The organism is Microbacterium sp. 13-71-7 (assembly GCF_002257455.1).
GTDB lineage: Bacteria > Actinomycetota > Actinomycetes > Actinomycetales > Microbacteriaceae > Microbacterium.
The window spans coordinates 1-18,211 of sequence record NZ_NCKN01000063.1 but is presented as its reverse complement, the minus strand read 5'-3'; the positions used below and the strand labels follow the sequence as shown (position 1 = coordinate 18,211).

Genomic DNA, 18,211 nt, shown 5'->3' with positions numbered 1-18,211 from the left:
CAGCCTGTCGGCCGGGTTGTGGACGGTGGACCAGGGCCGTGTCGATCTGCTCATGGACGAGGGCGTGGACCTCGTGCCGCTGGCACCCGCGACCGGCCGGATCCACCGGAAGCTCCGCGACGTCGTGGAGCACCGCACGGGCGTGCGCGTCGACCTCGCCCTGCGCGGCCTGCCCCGTGCCGTGCGCGCCGACGCGGTGCTCTGCATGCTCGAGGACAAGGCGGTGCTGCCGGCCGCGCTGCGCCGGCGCCGGATCCCGCCGTATCGATCGGTTCCGCTGGTCGTGGTGTCGTGCTGGTGGGCCGAGGAGATCCTGCACGGCTCGGCGGAGCAGCGCCGCAGGATCGCGCGCACCGTCCGGCAGGTGGATCGGATCCTGGTGTTCTCCCGCAATCAGGTCGAGGCGTTCGGGGCGATCGGCGCGGCGGAGAAGATGGTGCCGATCCCCTTCGGCGTGGACGAGGACTGGTACACGCCCGCGGGGCCGCGCCGCCCGCGGATGCAGGTGGCGGCGATGGGGATCGACCGCGGGCGGGACTTCGAGACGCTGATGGACGCCGCCCGGCTCACCCCCGAGATCCGCTACGACGTCTTCACCCAGCCCGGCAGGATCCCCTCGCCCCCCGAGAACGTGACGCTGCATCCGCCGACGTCGATGCAGCAGCACCGGGAGAACCTGCGTGCCGCGGATCTCGTGCTCGTGCCGACGCACGACCTCGCCTACCCGACCGGACAGAGCGTGCTGCTCGAGGCCATGGCGTGCGGGCGCTGCACGGCCGTCACCCGGACCGCGGCCATGGACGAGTACGTCGACGACGGCCGCACCAACCTCGCCCTGCCGCTGCACGATGCGGCGGGGATCGCCGCGGTGGTGCGTCGCGCCTGCGCGGATCCGCTCCTGCGGTCGCGCCTGGGCGCCGCCGCCAGGGCAGAGGTCGAGGAGCGCTTCACCTTCCGCCGCACCTGGCGCGAGGCGGCGGCGGTGCTCCGCGGGATCGCCTGATCTCCGCCCTCACCGGGGGCGGCGCAGCCGGGCCGCCGAGGCGAGCAGCCAGTACGCCCACAGCACGGGATCGAACGCCGGCCTGGCGCGGATCACCCTGGCGAGCGTGCCCGCGGCGAGGGCGGGGTCGCCCCCGAGCTTGAACAGGCGGATCGCGCGCACCCTGAGGCGGGCGCAGAGCTCGCGCGTCAGCGCCGGGTCGAGCCCCAGCTGCTTGCGCTCCATGATGAGCTGCCCCTCGAGCCAGTCCCGGTTGTCCGGCTGGAAGATCTCGGTGCCGAGGCCGTCCTCGAGCTCGCGGTGCACCGAGAGCGGCTCGTCGACGTAGACCAGCCGGTACTCGCGCGCGATCCGCACGTACGCGTCGTGGTCCTCGTAGCGGATCGACTCGTCGAAGGCGCCGACCTTCCGCAGCGCCGCGGTGCGGAACATCACGGTGGGCGCGGGGATCCAGTTGTCCACCAGGAGGAGTTCCCGGTAGGGATCCTCGGCGTGCGGGGCGAAGACGTGGGCATGGTTCTGGCGGAAGGTCTCGTCGTGAAGGCTGCCGTCGGCGCGCGCGCGGAGGCAGTCCGTGTAGCAGAGGCCCGCGCCCTGCCCTGCCGCGTCCATCGCCGCGATCTGCTTCTCCAGTCGCTCGGGGAGGGACCAGTCGTCCCCCGCCAGGTACACGAAGTACTCGGTGTCGGCGAGGCGCAGGGCGATGTTGAGGTTCGCGGGAAGCCCGATGTTCTCCTGCTGCAGAAGGGCGGTGATCCGGCCCGACCCGTCGCCCGCGACGATGCGGCGGATGACCTCGGCGGTGCCGTCGGGCGAGCAGTCGTCGACCACGACGATCCGGCAGGGCACGGTCTGCTCGCGGATCGAGGCGATGCACTGCTCGATGTACGCGGCATGACGGTAGGCGACGATCGCGACGGTCACCCGGGGCTCGCCGGTCACGGCGCAGCCCCCTCATCCCGAGCGGCGATCAGCCGCGGCGGCGGAGGCGAGCCCAGCACGCGGTAGCGGAGCTGGCCGTCGAGCGTGCCCCAGACCCAGCCGAGCGCCCGCGCCGACTCGTCGCGCCGGGTCGCGGAGAGGAGCCCCGGGAGGTAGCGGATCGAGCCGAGCGCATGGAGCACGGATCTCCGCCAGGACGGCATGCGCAGGCGGCCGATGTCGTGATGCCTCGTCCAGAGCAGGACGGACGTGCGCGCCGAGTGGTAGCTCTGCCGCGCGCGGTCGCGCACCCGCCGGCGCTGGTGGTAGGACACCGTGGCATCGGGGGCGAAGGCGATCCCGGATCCGCCCTCCTGCAGCCGCCAGCAGAAGTCGACCTCGTCGTGGCCGCGGCGGAAGCTCTCGTCGAACCCGCCGATCGCGAGCGCGGCCGAGCGGTCGACCGCGAGGTTGGCGCCGACGGCGTAGGGAAGGTAGCCGAGCGCGGTCGGCAGCGCCGCGACCTCTCCCGTCGCCTGCGGGCCCCGCGGGCCCTCGCTCGTGAGGAGCAGGCGCCCGCCCACCACGTCCGCCCCCTCCAGCGCGGCGATCAGCGCGCCCGCCCAGCCGGGATGCACCTCGTCGTCGTGATCGCAGAACAGCACCGCGTCGGTCCGCGAGGCGCGCAGGCCCGTGTTGCGGGCGTGGTTGACCCCCGGTCCGGCCCCCGCATCGACGATGCGCAGATCCCGGAAGCAGTGCCGATAGGCCAGCGCGACCTCGGCGGTCCGATCCGTCGAGCCGTTGTCGGCGACGATCACGTCCAGGACCGCCGCCTGCTCCTGCCGGGCGAGCGCGGCGAGCTGGCGGGCGATGCCGTGCGCGCCGTTGCGCACCGGGATCACGACGCTCGCCCGCGCCGGGGCGTCGGCGGCGGTGCCGGCCGCAGGGGAGGGGGCGAGCGCGTAGATGCCGGCGATCCGGCGCGCGAATGCCGCGGTCGAGTAGTGCTGCACGGACCAGGTCTGCCAGGCGAGGGCGCCGGAGCGGGCGGCGGCCGGATCCCGCAGCACGTCGACCAGGGCGCGGGCGAAGCTCTCGGCGTCATCGTGCGCCTGCGGCCGGCGCGCGTCGTCGCCGATGCCCTCGAAGGCGACCGACGTGCCGATCACGGGCACGCCCCGGACGAGGGCCTCGACCACCTTGAACTTCACGCCGGCGCCGACCTGCAGTGGCGCGATGACGGCGGCCGCGCGTGCGTACACGGGCTCCAGATCGTCGACGAAGCCGAGGAACTCGATCCCCGGCACATCGGCGTAGGCGGCGCGATGCGCCTCGGTGGCGCGCCCCGCCACGACGAGGCGCGCCCCGGGTGCGCCCGCCCGCACCAGGGGCCAGATGTCGTCCGCGAACCAGCGCAGCGCCTCGCGGTTCTCCCCGCGGTACAGCGGCCCGACGAAGAGCGCCTCCTCCGCGGGCGCGGGCGGGGTGGAGCCGGGCGGCGTCGGCGAGAGGCCGAGCGGGGGTTCCACGACCTCGACCCGCTCCGTCGGCGGGAGCAGCGCGCGGTCCTTGTCGCTGAACACGATGACCGTGTCCGCGAGGGCCGTGGTGCGCACCTCGACCATGCGGGCGTGCGCGGCGCCGACCAGGAAGCGCACCCGGGCCTTCGGGGTGCGGGCGCGCTGCCGCTGCCGCCGCAGGCCCTGACTGGCGACGTCGTGCATCGTGGCGATCAGGCGGGCCCCCGGGGCGAGCCGGCGGAGCGCGGGGAGGGCGGCCGTCATCGTCGGCCACTGCACGTCGACGACGTCCGCGGCGCGGAGGACCGCGCGCACGGCGGGGTCGCGGCGCAGCGCGGCGAGGAATCCGCGCGGGGGGCGGATGGGTGCCAGGCGCACGCCGATCGCGTGCGTCCTCGCCCGCAGGGCCGAGGGGGTCGGCGCGGCCGGGACGAGGTGCAGGGCGTACCCCGCGGCGTCGGCCGCGGCGCGACGTCCGGTCTCCGTCTCGGGGACGATCACGGTGACGGCGGCCCCGCGCTCGACGAGCAGGTCAACGAGGTCTCTCAGATAGCCCGCACCGGCGCTGTCGGCCTTCCGCATCGGCGGCTCCTGCGCGACGAGGACGATGCGCGGAGCGCGAGCCCCGCGCGCCGCGTCATCGGAGGGCAGGGAGCGCACGCGTCCACCCTATTCAATGCGCAGGGGCGGATCCACGGCGCCGCGACGGCCGTCCCGCGCGGTGGGATACTGAGGCTGTCCGGGGCGCGCCGGTGCCCGTCCGATCCTGCGGAGGACCTGCCCGTGAGCCCGCCATCGCCGTCCGAATCGGTCGTCGCCGTCGTGATCCCCGTGTTCGACTCGGGGGCGACGCTCCCCGAGACGCTCGACTCCGTGCGGGCGCAGACCTATGACCGGATCCGGATCGTCGTGGTCGATGACGGGTCGACGGATCCGCGGACGCGGGAGCTGCTCGACGAGCTCCGCGGCGACGACCGGCTGCAGGTCATCCGTCAGGACAACGCGGGTCCCTCCGCCGCGCGCAACGCCGGCATCCGCGCCAGCGAGGGCGCCTACTTCCTGCCCCTCGACAGCGACGACCGCATCTCCCCGACGTACGTGGCGGAGGCCGTGGCCGTGCTCGACGCCCGCCCGGACGTCGCCCTGGTCTATGCGCGGGCCGAGCTCTTCGGCCGCAAGTCCGGCCCGTGGCCGCTTCCCGACTTCGACTGGACCGGCTTCCTCATCCACAACCAGATCTTCGATGCGGCGCTCTTCCGGCGCGCCGACTGGGCGGCGGTGGGCGGCTACGACGAGACGATGCGCCGCGGCAGGGAGGACCACGACTTCGTGATGCGCGTGCTCGGCCGCGGCGGCGAGCCGCATCGGATCGACGCCGTGCGCTACTACTACCGCATCGGTCCCGACGGCGGCTCGGTGAACTCGAGCATGTCCCGGGAGGACCTGATCGCGGCGCACTCGCAGATCCTGCGCAACAACCTGCAGACCTACGCCGACCACGCCGAGGACCTGTTCACCTTCGTCTTCCGCCAGCACGACGAGATCATGGACCTCCGGCATCGATACGCGCTGCCGGAGCGGATCCGGGTGCGGTTCCCCCGCGCGGTCGGGGCCGCGAAGGCCGTCCGCGACGCGCTGCGTCGCACCGCGCGGGCCGTCTCCGCCCGATTCGGTCAGGGAAGGGACCGCTCCGAGGGGTGAGTCAGCGTCCGCCGCGCGCGACCGCGGCGAGGTGCGCGACGCGCTGGGCGGCGACGTCCTCGAACGGGGTGAGGGCCTCGAGCGCGCGCGTGCGCACGGCGTCGAGATCGGCGGGGCGCAGGGTGCGGAGGCGATCGGCGAGGGCCTCCGCGTCCCGCTCCGCCCAGCCCAGCCCCTCCTCGTCCGCGAGACGCGTCCACGTGGTGTTGCGGGCACCGACGACGGGCACGCCGCAGCCCAGGGCCTCGTAGTAGGTGCAGGACGGGTCGCCCTGCGGGTACGGCAGGAGCGCCAGGTCGACGCGCTCCCGCATGAACGCCGTCCAGTCGCGGAACGGCAGGAACCCCGCGAAGCGGACGTTCCCCGGCGCGCGGCTCTCCAGCGCGGCGCGCTGGTCGCCGTCGCCGAGGAGCACGAACTCCACCTCGGGCAGACGCGCGGCGACGTCCAGCACCGTCCCGGGCCCCTTGACGGCGGTGATGCGCCCGGAGAACGCCACGCGCAGCGGCCTGTCCCCGGTCCAGGTGTCCCTGCCCCCCGCGAGTGTCAGGTCCGCGCGCCGGATCCGGTGGTCGCGGAACGCCAGGGCGTCGCGATTCAGGCCCGCATAGGCGTCCCAGGCGGCATGACCGTTGCACTGCAGACCCGCCGCGGCCGCGGCCATCGCCCGATATCGCCGCTCGCGGCGGAGCTGCCCGAGCCGGATCCGGATGCGCTCCTGTCCGGTGTGTGCGGTGAGGAGCTGCTGATCGGTGCGGATCTGCCGCGTGAACTCGGCCGTGAAGACGGTGGGCGCGATCGGGGCGAGCCACGCGAACTCGGGGCGGTGCAGCGCGAGCACGACATCGGGGGCGAGGGCTCGCACGGATGCGGCGGAGGGCGCCGGATCGGCGACGACCCGCACCCCCTCGGGGGAGGCGACACCGGAATCAGGGGCCACGGCGACGACCTCGCCGGGCCACGTCGCCGCGAACTCGGAGAGCCCCTCGACGGCCTTCGCGTCGAGCGGGCCGGGGGAGACGTAGACCAGGCGCACGCGACCATCGTCACACGCAGGAGCGATGCGCGCGACAGGATCCTGCGCGTCGCGACCGCCTTCGCCTCCGCGCCCTGCGCGACAGATCAGGATGCCGTGGGTATGCTCGGCGTCACGGCCCCTGCGGGCCGTGAATGGGGTGAGGGGCAGTGCGAGACATCGCCGGGCGAGCTGCGGCGGCCTGGCTCGCCGGTGACGCGGACGAGCTGATCCGCCTCATGGCCACGCGCTCGATCGAGCTGTGGTTCACCGTGCCCCCCGAGGATCTCGGGCGGATGATCTCCGATCTTCCGCCCGATCGCCTGCGGCTCAGCCCCGAGGCCGCGCTCGCCTCACGACTGCTCGCACCAGGGGTTCTGCAGGACCCGTCCGGGTTCTCGGTCGGGCGGCGGGAGGATCTGCCTCCGCATCTGCGCCGGTGGATGGCCCTCGTGGAGGGCTGGCAGGCACGGCGAGGGGGAGACGTCGAGACCGCGTACGAGGTGCTGATCGGACTGCCGGAGATCACGGAGACGGATCCGACGCTCGTGGATCCGACCCGCGGCGTGCGCAGTCTGTTCCTGAACCAGGCCGCGCTGACCGCGGCGCTGTCGGGACGCTTCAGGGAGGCTCTCGCGCTGTATCAGCGGACGCTCTGCGTGCAGTCGATCACCGATCTGAGCTTCCTCGTCCGCGAAGCCCACCTCCGCGCCGCCCTGATCCACGGCGTGTACGGGACGCCGGACGCCGCCGTGGCGCACCTCACCGAAGCGCAGCGACTCGAGCGCTCCCGGAGCTGGGTCGAGCCGCAACTGGATGCGGAGCAGCGCTTCGTCGAGGCCTTCCTCCGGGAGGGGGAGCCGGAGCGCTCCTTCGCCGAGATGCTCCAGCTCACGTACGGACGGATGGGCGAGATCTGGCCGCTGCAGCTGCTCGCCCTGCACAGGGCAGGGGTGCTCGCGGAGCGCCGCGCCGACGGCCGGGAGCGCATCGAGGCCCTGCTCTTCGCCGGCCTGGGAGTGGGATCGTCCGGCCTGCCCGGCTCCGTCCCGCAATCGCTGCTCGCTCTCGATTCGCTGCTGAGCGGCAACATCCCGAGAGCGAGGGAGGAGGCCCGTGCGGTCGAGGACGGCAGCTGGCCCTCCCGCGTCGTCCTCGACCTCATCCGCATCGCCTCGGGAGCGACCAAGACCGCGATCGCCGACCTCAATGCCGCAGCGCCGCAGACCGTCGGCCTCCGCCAGGCCGAGCGTCAGCGCACGATGCTCCTCGCCCTGGCGCAGCACCTCAGCGGAAACGCCCTCGCCGCCTCGGCGGCCGTCGAGCGCCTGAGCCTGCTGAACCTGGAGTCGGGGCAGCACGAGGTCGCGGTGCTCCGCATGCTCTCGCCGCGTCTGCTCGGCACGCTCGGCGAGTTCGTCCCGGGTCTTCTCGCCTTCGGCGCGGCCGACGCCCGTCCCGGCGTCCTGGACGATCCCCGGCTCACGACGCACGAGCTCGACGTGCTGGCGGGCCTCGCGCGCGGGGAGACCAGGGAGCAGATCGCCACGTCGCTGTTCCGCTCCGTGAACACGGTGAAGACGCATCAGCGATCCCTGTACCGCAAGCTCGGGGTCGCCTCGGGGCGCGAGGCCGTGCTGCGCGCCACGGCGCTCGGCTACCTCTGACGGCTCCGCACGACCAGGGCCTTGTCACCCGGAAAGGGTGACGGCGCGGGTGATTTCGACGCGGGCGAAGGTGGCTCCCAGCTTTTCAACGTTGAATGAGGGGGCCACGGCCACCCGAAAGCCGTCGGCGATCATGATCCGTCGCGGGCTTCCGGGCCCTGCGAGGGAGCCCCTGGGGAGGGGATCTGCAGAGGGGAAGTGCGCGTTGCTCATGAACGCGAGAGACGGTGATCGACGTGCGATCCGGCCGGACCGCGGGGCCGAGAGCGGGGAAGAAGCGGACGCCGCGGGGGCGGACGTCTCCGCGCCGGAACCCGATGCCGAGGACGAGCAGGGGGCCGTCGCGCCGGACGGATCCGAGTCGGGATGGCCGTCGGATGAGGACGCCCCTGAAAGCGTGAGGCCCGTCGTGCTGGGCGCCGCATGGCGGCTGCCCGTGGTCCTCCTCGCGATGGACGGCGCGGAGGAGACGGGCCTCGACATGCGGTTCGATCCGGAGACCGGGGAGCCTCTCGCCGACGGGTGAGACGTCGATATATCACATTTCGCGCCAATCGCCGCATCCGCCCTTTCTCCGGCGCGTCGGCTGTGCGATAATTCTCGTGCACGACGGAGCTTGCCGGGTCCGACGTGCTCGCCCGATGTCTTCTGGGGATTCGGGCGATGGGACAACCCGGAGGAGCGACCTATCATGTCTGAAGTCGAACAGTCGAAGGGCGTCAGTCGCCGTACGGTGACCAAGGCCATGGCCTGGGCGGTGCCGGCTGTCGCGCTGGCCGCCCCGATCCCTGCGTATGCGGTGTCGGGCCCGCCGCCGCAGATCGTCACGGGGGCCGCCTGCAAGTCCCCTGGTAACAGCTGCAAGACGTTCCCGAAGGGGTACAACGTCCCTGCGACGGTGCACAACCCCGATCCGGTCAAGACGATCTGGATCACCGGGCTCTCGATCACGAACAACACGCTGGGCATCACGCTGACGCCGTCGACCTCGCCCGCGCTGCCGATCCAGGTCGCACCGGGGGCGACGATCAACATCGTGCTCCAGGCGCAGTCCGGCAACAGCGCCAACCAGGCCGGATCCTTCGACTTCAACGTCACCTGGGGTCACGCGTCCGACGGTTCGGATCACGACCACTCTCCGATCGTGCTGCACATCGACGTTCCTGGTACGCCTCCGGGATGCGTGTGCCCCTGAGCCTCGCTCACCCGTGACGAACGGGGCGGATGCCGCGCGGCCGGCGCGGTATCCGCCCCGTTCTCCGTTCTCGCTGGCCGGGATGCGATAGCTTTCTGGCGACGAGAGGAACCGGATGGCTGTCGCGCGCACGGAGAGGCTGATCGTTCCTGATGTGCTGCGAGGCATCGCGATCGTCGCGATGCTGATCGCGCACGCGAACCCGCTCCTGCCGCAGTTGCCCCTGGCGGTCAAGTTCGTGATCGGCAACGTCAACGACCTCGCCTCCCCGCTGTTCGCGCTGGTCATGGGCATGTCGGCGCAGCTGGTGTGGAACACGTCCCGGCGGGTCAGCGCGACGCTGCTGCAGCAGGCGCTCCGGGGGATCGTGCTCATCGCCCTGGGGCTGTGGATGCTGACCTGGGGATCGTGGGTCGTGATCGTGCTGCCCGCGCTCGGGACGCTCCTGATCGTCGGCGCCCCGCTGCTCCTGCTCGGTTCGCGCGCTCTGGCGGTCGTGCTCGCGATCGTCGTCGTGGTCGGCGCCCCGCTCAACGAGCTGGCCCGGGGGCAGATCGCGCAGATCCTCTCGTCGAACATCGTGGTGCAGCAGCTCGCCGATTGGAGCGTGCTGGGGCATTCCTACCGGCTCACCAACCTGCTCCCGTTCTTCCTGCTCGGCGCCCTCCTGCTGCGGGGCGGCCTGCGCCGCGGTCGCACGATGTGGATCATGCTCGCGATCGCCCCGTTCGCCTACGCGGTGCGTCCGGTGCTGGAGAAGGGGCTGCACCAGCCCGCCGCCGTCTCGGGCAGCTACCCCGACACGCTGCACGACGTCGGTCTCGTGTTCGTCGCCTATGCGGCGATCGTGCTGCTCGCGGGGCTTCCCCGGCGCGGCGCGGTCGTGGACGGGGTCTTCGCGCCCCTGCGCGTCTGGGGGCAGCTGGCGCTCAGCCTCTATCTGCTGCACGTGTGGATCGTGTCGCTCTGGGCGACATCGATCGGCTGGCCGACCGCGAACATGCCGCTCGGCTGGGCGAGCGTGGTCCTCGCACCGCTCGCGGTCGCCTGGCTCTGGTGGCGATTCGTCGGCACCGGTCCCGTCGAATGGCTGATGGGCGCCGTCTCGGGCCGGCCCAAGCCGCTGATCGTGCGCCGGCGCGGGATCAGAGCCCGGACCACCGGTTGACCGGCCACAGGATCACCACGGCCTTCCCGACGATCTCCGCCGAGTGCGCCCATCGCCAGCACCCCGCATCAGGTTCCGTGCGCCCGCGGCATTGCGCCGCGCCGTCGGAGGAGTTCGAACGGTGGTCGCCCATCACCAGGTAGGAGTCCGCGGGCACGGTCACCTCGGGCAGGCAGCGCGGCGACACCGGCGAAGTCGTGCAGTCGAGCGCCCCAGGCTGGAACGGGAAGTCCTGGAAGACGTAGGGCTCGTCGAGCGGCTTGCCGTCGACGATGAGCCTCCCGTCCGCGGAGCAGCACCGCACGGTCTGCCCCGGCCCCGCGATCACGCGCTTGATGAGGGTGTGCGGGCCCGACGGCCCGAAGCCCGTGACCTCCCCGATCCAGCGCAGCGCGGCGGTGAGCGGATTCGCGGGCGTGCGCGCCCCGCCGTCCCATGCCTCGTCCGCGTCGAAGACCACGATGTCGCCGGTGTGCGGTGTCGCCCCGCCCGCGAAGGCGAGGCGGTTCACCAGCACGCGGTCGCCGACCTGCAGCGTCTGCTCCATGGATCCGGACGGCACCCAGTAGGGCTTGGCGACGAAGGAGAGGATGAGTCCGAACACGACGAACGCCGCGCAGAGCTGGAACAGGAAGCTGCCCGTGATCCGGCGCCAGAGCGGGCGGCGGGAGACGGGAGCGTCATCGGTCATGGGTCCATCATGCCCGGTCGCGCGCCGCGATGAGCGACGCGCTCGAAAGGGCCGTCGGATGCCCGGTCGCGGCCGGGATGGCGCGTCCGGTAGCATCGAGACGCCGTTGACTGTCGCCCTCGCAGGGTGAGCCGAGCGAGGGGGAACCACCCGTATGGATCTGCGTGAGTATCTTCGGGTGTTCCGTGCGCATTGGCTCGGGATGGTCCTCATCACGCTCCTCGGTGTCGCGGTCGCCTTCGGATGGACCCTTCTGCAGCCGAAGGTCTACACCGCCGACGCCTCCGCGATCGTGCAGGCGAACACCGCGGGCGACGCCGGCGACAGCAATCTCAGCTCCGCGATGCTCGGGAACTCGCTGACCTCCGGCCGGGTCAAGACCTACGTCGCGCTGGGCCAGTCGCGCGCCGTCGCGGACGGGGTGATCAAGGACCTCGGCCTCGGCGTCTCCGCCGACCAGCTCGTCAAGCAGGTCACGGTCACCAACACCGTCGACACCACCACGCTCAAGGTCACGGCCGATGCGGCCACGCCGGAGAAGGCGCGCGACGTCGCCGAGGCGTGGGTCCGCTCGATGGGCGCGGAGGTCAACCGCCTCGAGACGAGCGACCCCGCGAAGAAGGGCGCCGTCTTCCTCAGCCCGATCGACTCGGCACGGCTTCCGGACTCCCCGTCGTCGCCGAACACGAGGCTCGCGCTCGCCCTCGGCGGCCTGGTCGGCCTCGCGATCGCCGTCGGCTACGGCCTGCTGCGCTACACGCTCGACCGCCGGATCCGCTCGGTCGAGCAGGTCGAGCGCGAGACCGGCAAGCCGGTCGTCGGGACGATCCCCGAAGAGAAGACCTTCACCGCCGACAACCGCCTGTTGCCCTTCGACGGCGGCACGAGCAGCTCGAGCGAGAGCGCCCATCTGTTCGGCATCGGCGAGGCCATGCGCGAGCTGCGCACGAACCTGCAGTACATGGACGTCGACAACCCGCCGCGCATCATCGTGGTCACGAGCCCGCTGCCCGGTGACGGCAAGTCGACGATCTCCTCGAACCTCGCCGTCACGCTCGCATCCAGCGGCCAGCCGGTCGTGCTCATCGACGGCGACCTGCGCCGCCCGATGATCGACACGGTCTTCGGCCTGCCCCGCGGCGCCGGCATCTCGGACGTGCTGGCCGGCCGCGCCACGATCGCGGAGGTGGCGCAGCGCTTCGGCAACGGGCAGCTGCTCGTCGTCACGGCGGGCAAGGTTCCGCCGAACCCGAGCGAGGTCCTCGGATCCGCCCGCATGCGCGAGCTGCTGAAGTCGATCGCGCGCGAGGCCATCGTCATCATCGACGCGCCCCCGCTCATCCCCGTCACCGACGCCGCCGTCCTGGCGCACAGCGCCGACGGCGCCGTCATCGTGGGCACGGTCGGCAAGACCACCTACGAGGTGCTCGGGAAGGCGATCGGCAACCTGGAGCGGGCAGGAGCCCGGGCGCTCGGCCTCGTGCTGAACCGGGTGCCGCGACGCGGCAGCGGTGCCGCGTACTACGGCTACCAGTACCACGGCGAGTACTACCGCGGCGACGACCAGGAGCTGCCGACGGGCGCGGTGCGCGGCGACAAGCCCCGGCGTCGAGGAGACGCGGAGGCGGCGTGACCGCGCCGGAGGCGAGTGCGCCGTCCGGCGACGGACGCACGCCCCTCGACGTGAGCGCTCTCGGCGCTCGCATCCGCCTGACCTTCGCCGACGACCTGGACGACGCGACCGTCGCGGCCATCCGCGCGTCCTGGGAAGGCGCCGGGCTGCCGTACGACGAGACCGCCGAGCCCGACGATCTGGTGCGCGTCGACGCCGAGCTCGAGCCGGAGGCGCTCGCGGAGTCCCTCACGGTGCGCGTCACCCTGGCCGCCCTGGAGCAGCGCAGCGGCGAGCTGCTCATGTTCCACGCCTGCGGCGTCGCGGATCCGGCCGGACGCGTCGCCGCGTTCGTCGGGCCGTCCGGACGCGGCAAGACGACGCTCAGCCGCGCTCTCGGGGCGCAGCACGGCTACATCTCGGACGAGACGATCGCGGTGGCCCCCGACCTCGCCGTGCACCCGTACCGCAAGCCGCTCTCGGTGGTGCGGGCGGGCAAGCCGAAGCAGCAGGTCTCCCCGGACTCCGCAGGTCTCAGGCCCGCGCCGGACGCGCCTCTGCGGCTCGCCGCGCTGGTGCTCATCTCCCGCGATGCGGAGCACCCGGCGCCGAGCATCGAGCAGGTCGCCTTCCCCGAGGCGATCGCCGAGCTCGCACCGCAGATGAGCTATTTCGCCGAGCTGCCCCGCCCGCTGCAGACCCTCGCCGCGGTCTGCGACCGCATCGGCGGGGTCGTGCGGCTGACGTATCCGGACGCGGCCACCGTGCCCCCGATCGTGCCGGAGCTGCTCGACCACGCCCGCGTGCACGAGGCGTGGGAGCCCGCGACGGTCGACGGCGAGAACCCCGCGTTCGACCTCTCGCCGGTCTCCGACGCCGTCCGGTGCGACGACCGCGTGGTCGTGCTGGCCCACCGATGGGTGCACGTGCTCGACGGCATCGCGCCCGTCATCTGGGACGCGCTGCGCGCGGGCCGCGGCGTCGAGGAGATCGTGGACGACGTCGTCGCCGCGTTCGGCCGTCCGGCGTCGGGGGATCCGCGGGAGCTGGTCTTGGCCGCGATCGACCAGCTGGTCGAGTCCGGGATCATCAACCGGAGGTCCTGATCCCGATGCCGCCCTCGGTTCAGTGGGCGGGGCGGATCATGGTCGGCGACGGCAGGCCCTCGGCGCGCAGAGCGCGGCGCAGCTGCAGCGCGCTGGAGAAGCCGGAGTGCGCCGCGATCTCCTCGATCGTGAGCACCGCGTAGTCGGGATTGCGCAGCAGCGACTCGGCGAACTCGACGCGCAGATGACGCAGGGCGTCGCCGGGCGTGGTGCCGATCTTGGCGAACGCGCGCTGCAGGTGCCGCAGGGACACGTGCAGCTCCGTCGCGAGCTCCGCGATCGTGAACCGGGGATCCTCCCGGTGCACCAGCATCGCCGAACGCGCGCGATCCACGAGCGGCGCCTGTCCTCGTTCGGGCAGGTCGGAGGAGTAGAGCTCGAGCAGCGCGCCGAACACCATCTCGGCGAGCAGTCGCTCGATCGCGTACCGCGAGATCGACGAGGTGTCCTCCACGTTGCGGGCGAGGGCGAGCGTGAAAGCCCGGAACGCCAGGACCATCGGCGTCGGCTCGAGCGCGAGGGGGCGCAGCGGCGCATCGTGGATGAAGTCCCGCAGCGTCTCGACGGGGACCCAGACGCCGACCACCTCGTTCGCCACGCCCCACTCGATGCTCGTGCCCGCCTGCGGAGGCATGAACTGCCCGATCGGCAGGGCGGATCCGTCCGGTCCCTCCCCGCTGGGGAAGAGCACGACCGCGTACGGCTCGCCGATCTCGGTGTCGTCCCACGTCCAGTGCTGACGGTGCGGACGATGGACCGTGATGAAGATCGACCGGAAGGTGCGCGCGCTGATCAGGCCGGCGTGATGCGAGGTGAGGCCCAGGTGGGACTCGAGCAGACGTGTTGGGGATGACACTGGCGAGATATGCCCTTTCGGACGTGCGGATGCCGACAAAGATGTCCCGCCCCCGCAAACATTATGACGCTTAGGTATACACCAGGTCGAACGCTGACGCCTCGTGTCGCTCAGCGCGGTGATGCGGAGGGGACGGGTCTACGCGAGGGCGGCGCGGATCACGCGCTCCACCTCTGCGAGGGCCGGATCCAGCTGGTCGGCCGACTGCTCGTACACCTCGTCCGACCTCCGGTAGGGGTCGATGACGTCCTCGCCCTTCGGGGCGGAGCCTCCGCGGCGTTCCGCGACGGTCTCGACGACCGCGACCAGGCGCCGGCGCGGATCCGATCCGGCGCCGTCTGCGATCGCGCGCACCTGCGCGTCGGTGACCCCCTGGGCGAGCCGGGCGAACTCCCGGACGGGGAAGATCCGGTGCAGGCGCCGGGGGAGCATCTGCACGGCGTAGTCGCGCTGCTCCGCGGTCATGGTCAGGATCAGGTCGGCGTCGTCGAGCAGCGGCTCGGTGAGCAGGCGCGCCCTGTGCGCGGCTGTGACGGCCGGTGCGGCCCCGCGCTGCGCGGCGATCCGCTGGGCGGGCTCCGTCATCCCGTGGCCCACCAGCGCCTGCGTGCCGGCGCTGTGCACGCGCAGCTCGAGCTCCGCGAGCCTGGCGCGCAGCAGCGACTCCGCGAGCGGCGAGCGGCAGATGTTCCCGGTGCACACGGTCAGGACCGTGGGGCTCGGGGAGGCCTCCTCGGCGGGCGCCGCGAACATCCCGGCGAGGGATCCGAACGAGACGCCGCCGGGCGGACGTGCGGTGTCCTCGGCGGCAGGTGCGCCGGGTCTCGGCTCCGCAGTGGGATCGGGCACCGGTGCCGTCGGCAGCCCTGTCGCCGGGTCGACCCGCTCCGCGGGCACCCCCGCGATCGCCGCCGCCTCGCGGCGCTGCCGCAGCTCTCGTCGAGTGAGTCCCCCCGGCACTGCGCCGCGCGGCGTCCCCCGCTCCCTCGCGTCGTCCATGACACCAGGGTAGGGGATCCGGATCCGCCCGCGAGCGCCGTGCGTCAGGCGTCGTCGTCGCGCGCGCGATCCTCGATGTAGCGCAGCAGCACGCCCTCGCGGAGAGCCCAGGGTGAGACCTCGAGCTCCTCCACCCTCATCGCCGTCATCGCCGTGTGCAGCACGACCGCGGCCGCCACGATCTGGAAGGTGCGATCCGGGGTGATGCCGGGCAGCTCCTGCCGGGCGGACGCGGGCAGACGTGCGAGGCGGGGGATCCAGGATCCGAGCGAGGCACGCGGCAGCAGCATCCGCTCCGAACCGGACCAGCCGGGCGTCTGATAGCCGACGAGCCGCGCGAGGGATCGGATCGCCTTGGACGAGCCGACCACGTGCTCCGGGCGGGGGAGCGTCGAGAACCGCGCCGCGACCGGGGCGAACACGTCGGCCGCGTGCTCCCTGAGGCGCTCAACGGCCTCCTCACCGGGCGGGTCGTCGGGAAGGAACATCAGCGTCGAGCGCCCTGCGCCGAGCGGCACGGAGGCGGCGATGTCGGGGAGCTCCTCGGATCCCGCGGCCATCTCGAAGGATCCGCCGCCGATGTCGAACAGCAGGATCTGCCCCGCGGCCCAGCCGAACCAGCGGCGCACCGCGAGGAACGTCAGCCGCGCCTCGGTCTCGCCGTCGAGCACCTGGAGCGGCTGCCCGAGCGCGGCCTCGACGCGGGCGATCACCTCTGCGCCGTTCGCCGCCTCGCGCACCGCGCTCGTCGCCGTCGCGAGCAGGGCGTCGACGCGCTGCTGCGCCGCCACGCCGCGTGCCTGCCGCACCGCGGCCTCGAGCGCCTGCACGCCCTCCTCGCTGATCGCGCCGGAGGGGGTGAGGAAGCGCATGAGGCGCAGCACGGTGCGATCGCTCGTGGTCGCGAGCGGCCTGCCGCCGGGATGCACGTCGGCGGCGAGCAGATGGACGGTGTTGGATCCGATGTCGAGCACTCCGAGACGCACGGAGGAAGACTACTCGCTGCGTGTGAACCGCCCATCGGAGGAGGTCGCGGCACGAAGAAAGGGGCCGGGTCTGAGACCCGGCCCCTTTCTTCGGCCGAAGCCGACATCGTCGATCCGCTCAGCTGGCGCTGCAGAGCACCAGGGTGGAGCTGACGCCGCCGGTCTGCTTCGCGCCGCTGCCGGCGACGAAGCCGGTGGGCAGCGTGGTGGTGGCGGACAGGGTGAAGGCGACCGAGATCGACAGCGTCGTGCGGAAGTCGATCGTGGCGCCCGCCGCGAGGGGAGCGGTCAGGGTGATCTGACGCGAGGCCGGGGAGAGGACGTTGACGGTCGCGGTGCCGCCGGTGACGGAGAAGACGCCGATGTTCGCGATTCCCGAGCCGGTGATGTTGATGATCGTGCCCGTGGGGAGCGGTGCGGCGCCGGCGGTCAGGGTGAAGCCGGGGCCGAGGAGGCCGAGGACGCCACAGGTGCCGTTGAGGGCGAAGTTGCCGACGTTGGTGGCGGTCGAGGCCGCGGCGAGCGGGGTGGCGGCGGCGACGGCGATCACGGGGACCGACCAGGCGGCGCCCTTCACGAGGGCGCGGCGGCTGACGCTGCGGGACGGGGACGAGGTGGTGTCTTCCATGCATAACTCCGGTGTCTTGATGCGGAACTTCTCCGGGGAGAGGGCCCCTCCCCAGGGAGCAGACCGAAGACGCCTGGGGATGGCGGGTCCGGTCGGTAGTTGCTAGCGTCAGATTGGCGTCGCGCGGGGGAGCAGATGACGCCGGAGTCGCCATATGATCCACGGCGGTCGCGATCCGATCAAGGCCCATTCCGGTGCGGGATTCGGGGGCGTCGCCGACTGCCCGGCGGCACGCCGATACGATGGAGCGCGTGAGCTCCGACACTCTCGCGCCGCTGTCGCCGTACCGTCGCATCGACCGTGCGGACTGGGCGCGCCTCGCCGCCGACCTCGACCAGCCGCTCAGCGAGACCGAGGTCGTCGAGATCCGCGGCATCGGCGACCGGCTGGACCCCACCGAGGTCAAGGAGGTCTACCTCCCGCTGAGCCGCCTGCTGAGCCTGTACGCGACCTCGACCAAGCGTCTCGGCGAGGCCACCAACCAGTTCCTCGGCGAAGCGGATGACACCACGCCGTTCATCGTCGGCGTGGCCGGATCCGTCGCGGTCGGCAAGTCGACCATCGCCCGCCTGCTGCGGGAGCTGATGAGCCGCTGGCCCGGCACCCCGCGTGTCGAGCTGGTCACCACCGACGGCTTCCTCTATCCCAACGCGGAGCTCGAGCGACGAGGGATCATGGACCGCAAGGGCTTCCCGGAGTCGTACGACCGCCGTGCGCTGATCGACTTCCTGACGAAGGTGAAGAGCGGCGCCGACGAGGTGCGCGCCCCGTTCTATTCGCACATCCGCTACGACATCGTGCCCGATGCGCACGTCGTGGTGCGCCGCCCGGACGTCGTGATCGTCGAGGGCCTGAACGTGCTGCAGCCGCCGCCCGCCCCGAACGACGTCGCCGTGAGCGACCTCTTCGACTTCTCGATCTTCGTCGACGCCGAGCTCGACCACATCGCGCAGTGGTACGTGGACCGCTTCCTCGCCCTGCGACAGGGCGCGTTCACGAACCCGTCGTCCTACTTCAACGTCTTCGCGCACCTCACGGACGAGGAGGCGGTCACCACCGCCATGGGGTACTGGAACGAGATCAACCTGCCGAACCTCATCGAGAACGTGATGCCGACGAAGCATCGCGCGACGCTCGTGC

General features: G+C 72.3%; 17 protein-coding genes. 9 read left to right on the top strand and 8 right to left on the bottom strand.

Annotation, left to right across the window (positions count from 1 at the left end; translation table 11 throughout):
- The coding region (locus B7X32_RS08305) for a glycosyltransferase family 4 protein (protein ID WP_292718427.1) at positions 1 to 1,003 on the top strand (1,003 nt) is incomplete at its 5' end.
- A gap of 9 nt (positions 1,004 to 1,012) precedes the next feature.
- Here the strand turns inward: B7X32_RS08305 and B7X32_RS08300 are convergent.
- Together B7X32_RS08300 and B7X32_RS08295 are read right to left on the bottom strand one after the other, a co-directional pair.
- Positions 1,013 to 1,945: a glycosyltransferase gene (locus B7X32_RS08300; protein ID WP_292718424.1), complete on the bottom strand. Its 933-nt coding sequence runs from the start codon at positions 1,943 to 1,945 to the stop codon at positions 1,013 to 1,015.
- Positions 1,942 to 4,107 (bottom strand): glycosyltransferase, encoded by a 2,166-nt coding sequence (locus B7X32_RS08295; protein ID WP_292718422.1) that lies wholly within the window; start codon positions 4,105 to 4,107, stop codon positions 1,942 to 1,944. The genes B7X32_RS08300 and B7X32_RS08295 overlap by 4 nt, the downstream gene beginning before the upstream one ends.
- Before the next feature lie 123 nt (positions 4,108 to 4,230).
- On the opposite strand from B7X32_RS08295, the gene B7X32_RS08290 reads away from it, so the two are divergent.
- Positions 4,231 to 5,148 (top strand): glycosyltransferase family A protein, encoded by a 918-nt coding sequence (locus B7X32_RS08290; RefSeq protein WP_292718420.1) that lies wholly within the window; start codon positions 4,231 to 4,233, stop codon positions 5,146 to 5,148.
- A 1-nt stretch (position 5,149) separates the two neighbouring features.
- Here the strand turns inward: B7X32_RS08290 and B7X32_RS08285 are convergent, their stop codons facing one another.
- Positions 5,150 to 6,184, bottom strand: a complete 1,035-nt coding sequence (locus B7X32_RS08285) for a glycosyltransferase (RefSeq protein ID WP_292718418.1) — start codon at positions 6,182 to 6,184, stop codon at positions 5,150 to 5,152.
- Between the two features lie 149 nt (positions 6,185 to 6,333).
- Here B7X32_RS08285 and B7X32_RS08280 point away from each other — a divergent pair, with 149 nt between their 5' ends.
- The 4 genes from B7X32_RS08280 (at position 6,334) to B7X32_RS08265 (ending at position 10,193) form a co-directional block, all read left to right on the top strand.
- Positions 6,334 to 7,830, top strand: a complete 1,497-nt coding sequence (locus B7X32_RS08280) for a LuxR family transcriptional regulator (RefSeq protein WP_292718416.1) — start codon at positions 6,334 to 6,336, stop codon at positions 7,828 to 7,830.
- 211 nt (positions 7,831 to 8,041) lie between these two features.
- On the top strand, positions 8,042 to 8,356 hold the full coding sequence (locus B7X32_RS08275; protein ID WP_292718414.1) for a hypothetical protein: 315 nt from the start codon (positions 8,042 to 8,044) through the stop codon (positions 8,354 to 8,356).
- A 165-nt stretch (positions 8,357 to 8,521) separates the two neighbouring features.
- Entirely contained in the window at positions 8,522 to 9,025 is a 504-nt protein-coding gene (locus B7X32_RS08270) for a hypothetical protein (protein WP_292718413.1), read from the top strand.
- Positions 9,026 to 9,140: 115 nt separating this feature from the next.
- The gene (locus B7X32_RS08265) at positions 9,141 to 10,193 is read left to right on the top strand and encodes a heparan-alpha-glucosaminide N-acetyltransferase domain-containing protein (protein WP_292718411.1); all 1,053 of its coding nucleotides are present in this window, start codon (positions 9,141 to 9,143) and stop codon (positions 10,191 to 10,193) included.
- On the opposite strand, the gene lepB is transcribed toward B7X32_RS08265, so the two are convergent.
- Positions 10,171 to 10,884 carry a signal peptidase I gene (gene lepB, locus B7X32_RS08260; protein WP_292718409.1) on the bottom strand — a complete coding sequence of 238 codons (714 nt, stop codon included), beginning with the start codon at positions 10,882 to 10,884 and terminating at the stop codon, positions 10,171 to 10,173. The genes B7X32_RS08265 and lepB overlap by 23 nt on opposite strands.
- Positions 10,885 to 11,038: 154 nt before the next feature.
- On the opposite strand from lepB, the gene B7X32_RS08255 reads away from it, so the two are divergent.
- Together B7X32_RS08255 and B7X32_RS08250 are read left to right on the top strand one after the other, a co-directional pair.
- Positions 11,039 to 12,517 carry a polysaccharide biosynthesis tyrosine autokinase gene (locus tag B7X32_RS08255; RefSeq protein WP_292718407.1) on the top strand — a complete coding sequence of 493 codons (1,479 nt, stop codon included), beginning with the start codon at positions 11,039 to 11,041 and terminating at the stop codon, positions 12,515 to 12,517.
- Entirely contained in the window at positions 12,514 to 13,602 is a 1,089-nt protein-coding gene (locus B7X32_RS08250) for a hypothetical protein (protein WP_292718405.1), read from the top strand. The genes B7X32_RS08255 and B7X32_RS08250 overlap by 4 nt, the downstream gene beginning before the upstream one ends.
- Positions 13,603 to 13,621: 19 nt before the next feature.
- On the opposite strand, the gene B7X32_RS08245 is transcribed toward B7X32_RS08250, so the two are convergent.
- From B7X32_RS08245 to B7X32_RS08230, 4 genes are all read right to left on the bottom strand, one after another.
- The gene (locus tag B7X32_RS08245; protein WP_292718404.1) at positions 13,622 to 14,458 is read right to left on the bottom strand and encodes an AraC family transcriptional regulator; all 837 of its coding nucleotides are present in this window, start codon (positions 14,456 to 14,458) and stop codon (positions 13,622 to 13,624) included.
- Positions 14,459 to 14,596: 138 nt separating this feature from the next.
- Positions 14,597 to 15,457 (bottom strand): hypothetical protein, encoded by an 861-nt coding sequence (locus B7X32_RS08240; RefSeq protein ID WP_292718402.1) that lies wholly within the window; start codon positions 15,455 to 15,457, stop codon positions 14,597 to 14,599.
- Between the two features lie 44 nt (positions 15,458 to 15,501).
- The gene (locus tag B7X32_RS08235; protein WP_292718400.1) at positions 15,502 to 16,443 is read right to left on the bottom strand and encodes a Ppx/GppA phosphatase family protein; all 942 of its coding nucleotides are present in this window, start codon (positions 16,441 to 16,443) and stop codon (positions 15,502 to 15,504) included.
- A 118-nt stretch (positions 16,444 to 16,561) separates the two neighbouring features.
- On the bottom strand, positions 16,562 to 17,071 hold the full coding sequence (locus tag B7X32_RS08230; protein ID WP_292718399.1) for a hypothetical protein: 510 nt from the start codon (positions 17,069 to 17,071) through the stop codon (positions 16,562 to 16,564).
- Between the two features lie 251 nt (positions 17,072 to 17,322).
- Here B7X32_RS08230 and coaA point away from each other — a divergent pair.
- Positions 17,323 to 18,211: type I pantothenate kinase (coaA, locus tag B7X32_RS08225; RefSeq protein WP_292718398.1), on the top strand; the 889-nt coding region annotated here is incomplete at its 3' end.

Bases quoted from the DNA above. Each gene is read 5' to 3' on its own strand.
- B7X32_RS08270 (WP_292718413.1), top strand. From the start codon at position 8,522: ATGTCTGAAGTCGAACAGTCGAAGGGCGTCAGTCGCCGTACGGTGACC.
- B7X32_RS08275 (WP_292718414.1), top strand. From the start codon at position 8,042: ATGAACGCGAGAGACGGTGATCGACGTGCGATCCGGCCGGACCGCGGG.
- B7X32_RS08240 (WP_292718402.1), bottom strand. From the start codon at position 15,457: ATGGACGACGCGAGGGAGCGGGGGACGCCGCGCGGCGCAGTGCCGGGG.
- B7X32_RS08255 (WP_292718407.1), top strand. From the start codon at position 11,039: ATGGATCTGCGTGAGTATCTTCGGGTGTTCCGTGCGCATTGGCTCGGG.
- lepB (WP_292718409.1), bottom strand. From the start codon at position 10,884: ATGACCGATGACGCTCCCGTCTCCCGCCGCCCGCTCTGGCGCCGGATC.
- B7X32_RS08230 (WP_292718399.1), bottom strand. From the start codon at position 17,071: ATGGAAGACACCACCTCGTCCCCGTCCCGCAGCGTCAGCCGCCGCGCC.
- B7X32_RS08265 (WP_292718411.1), top strand. From the start codon at position 9,141: ATGGCTGTCGCGCGCACGGAGAGGCTGATCGTTCCTGATGTGCTGCGA.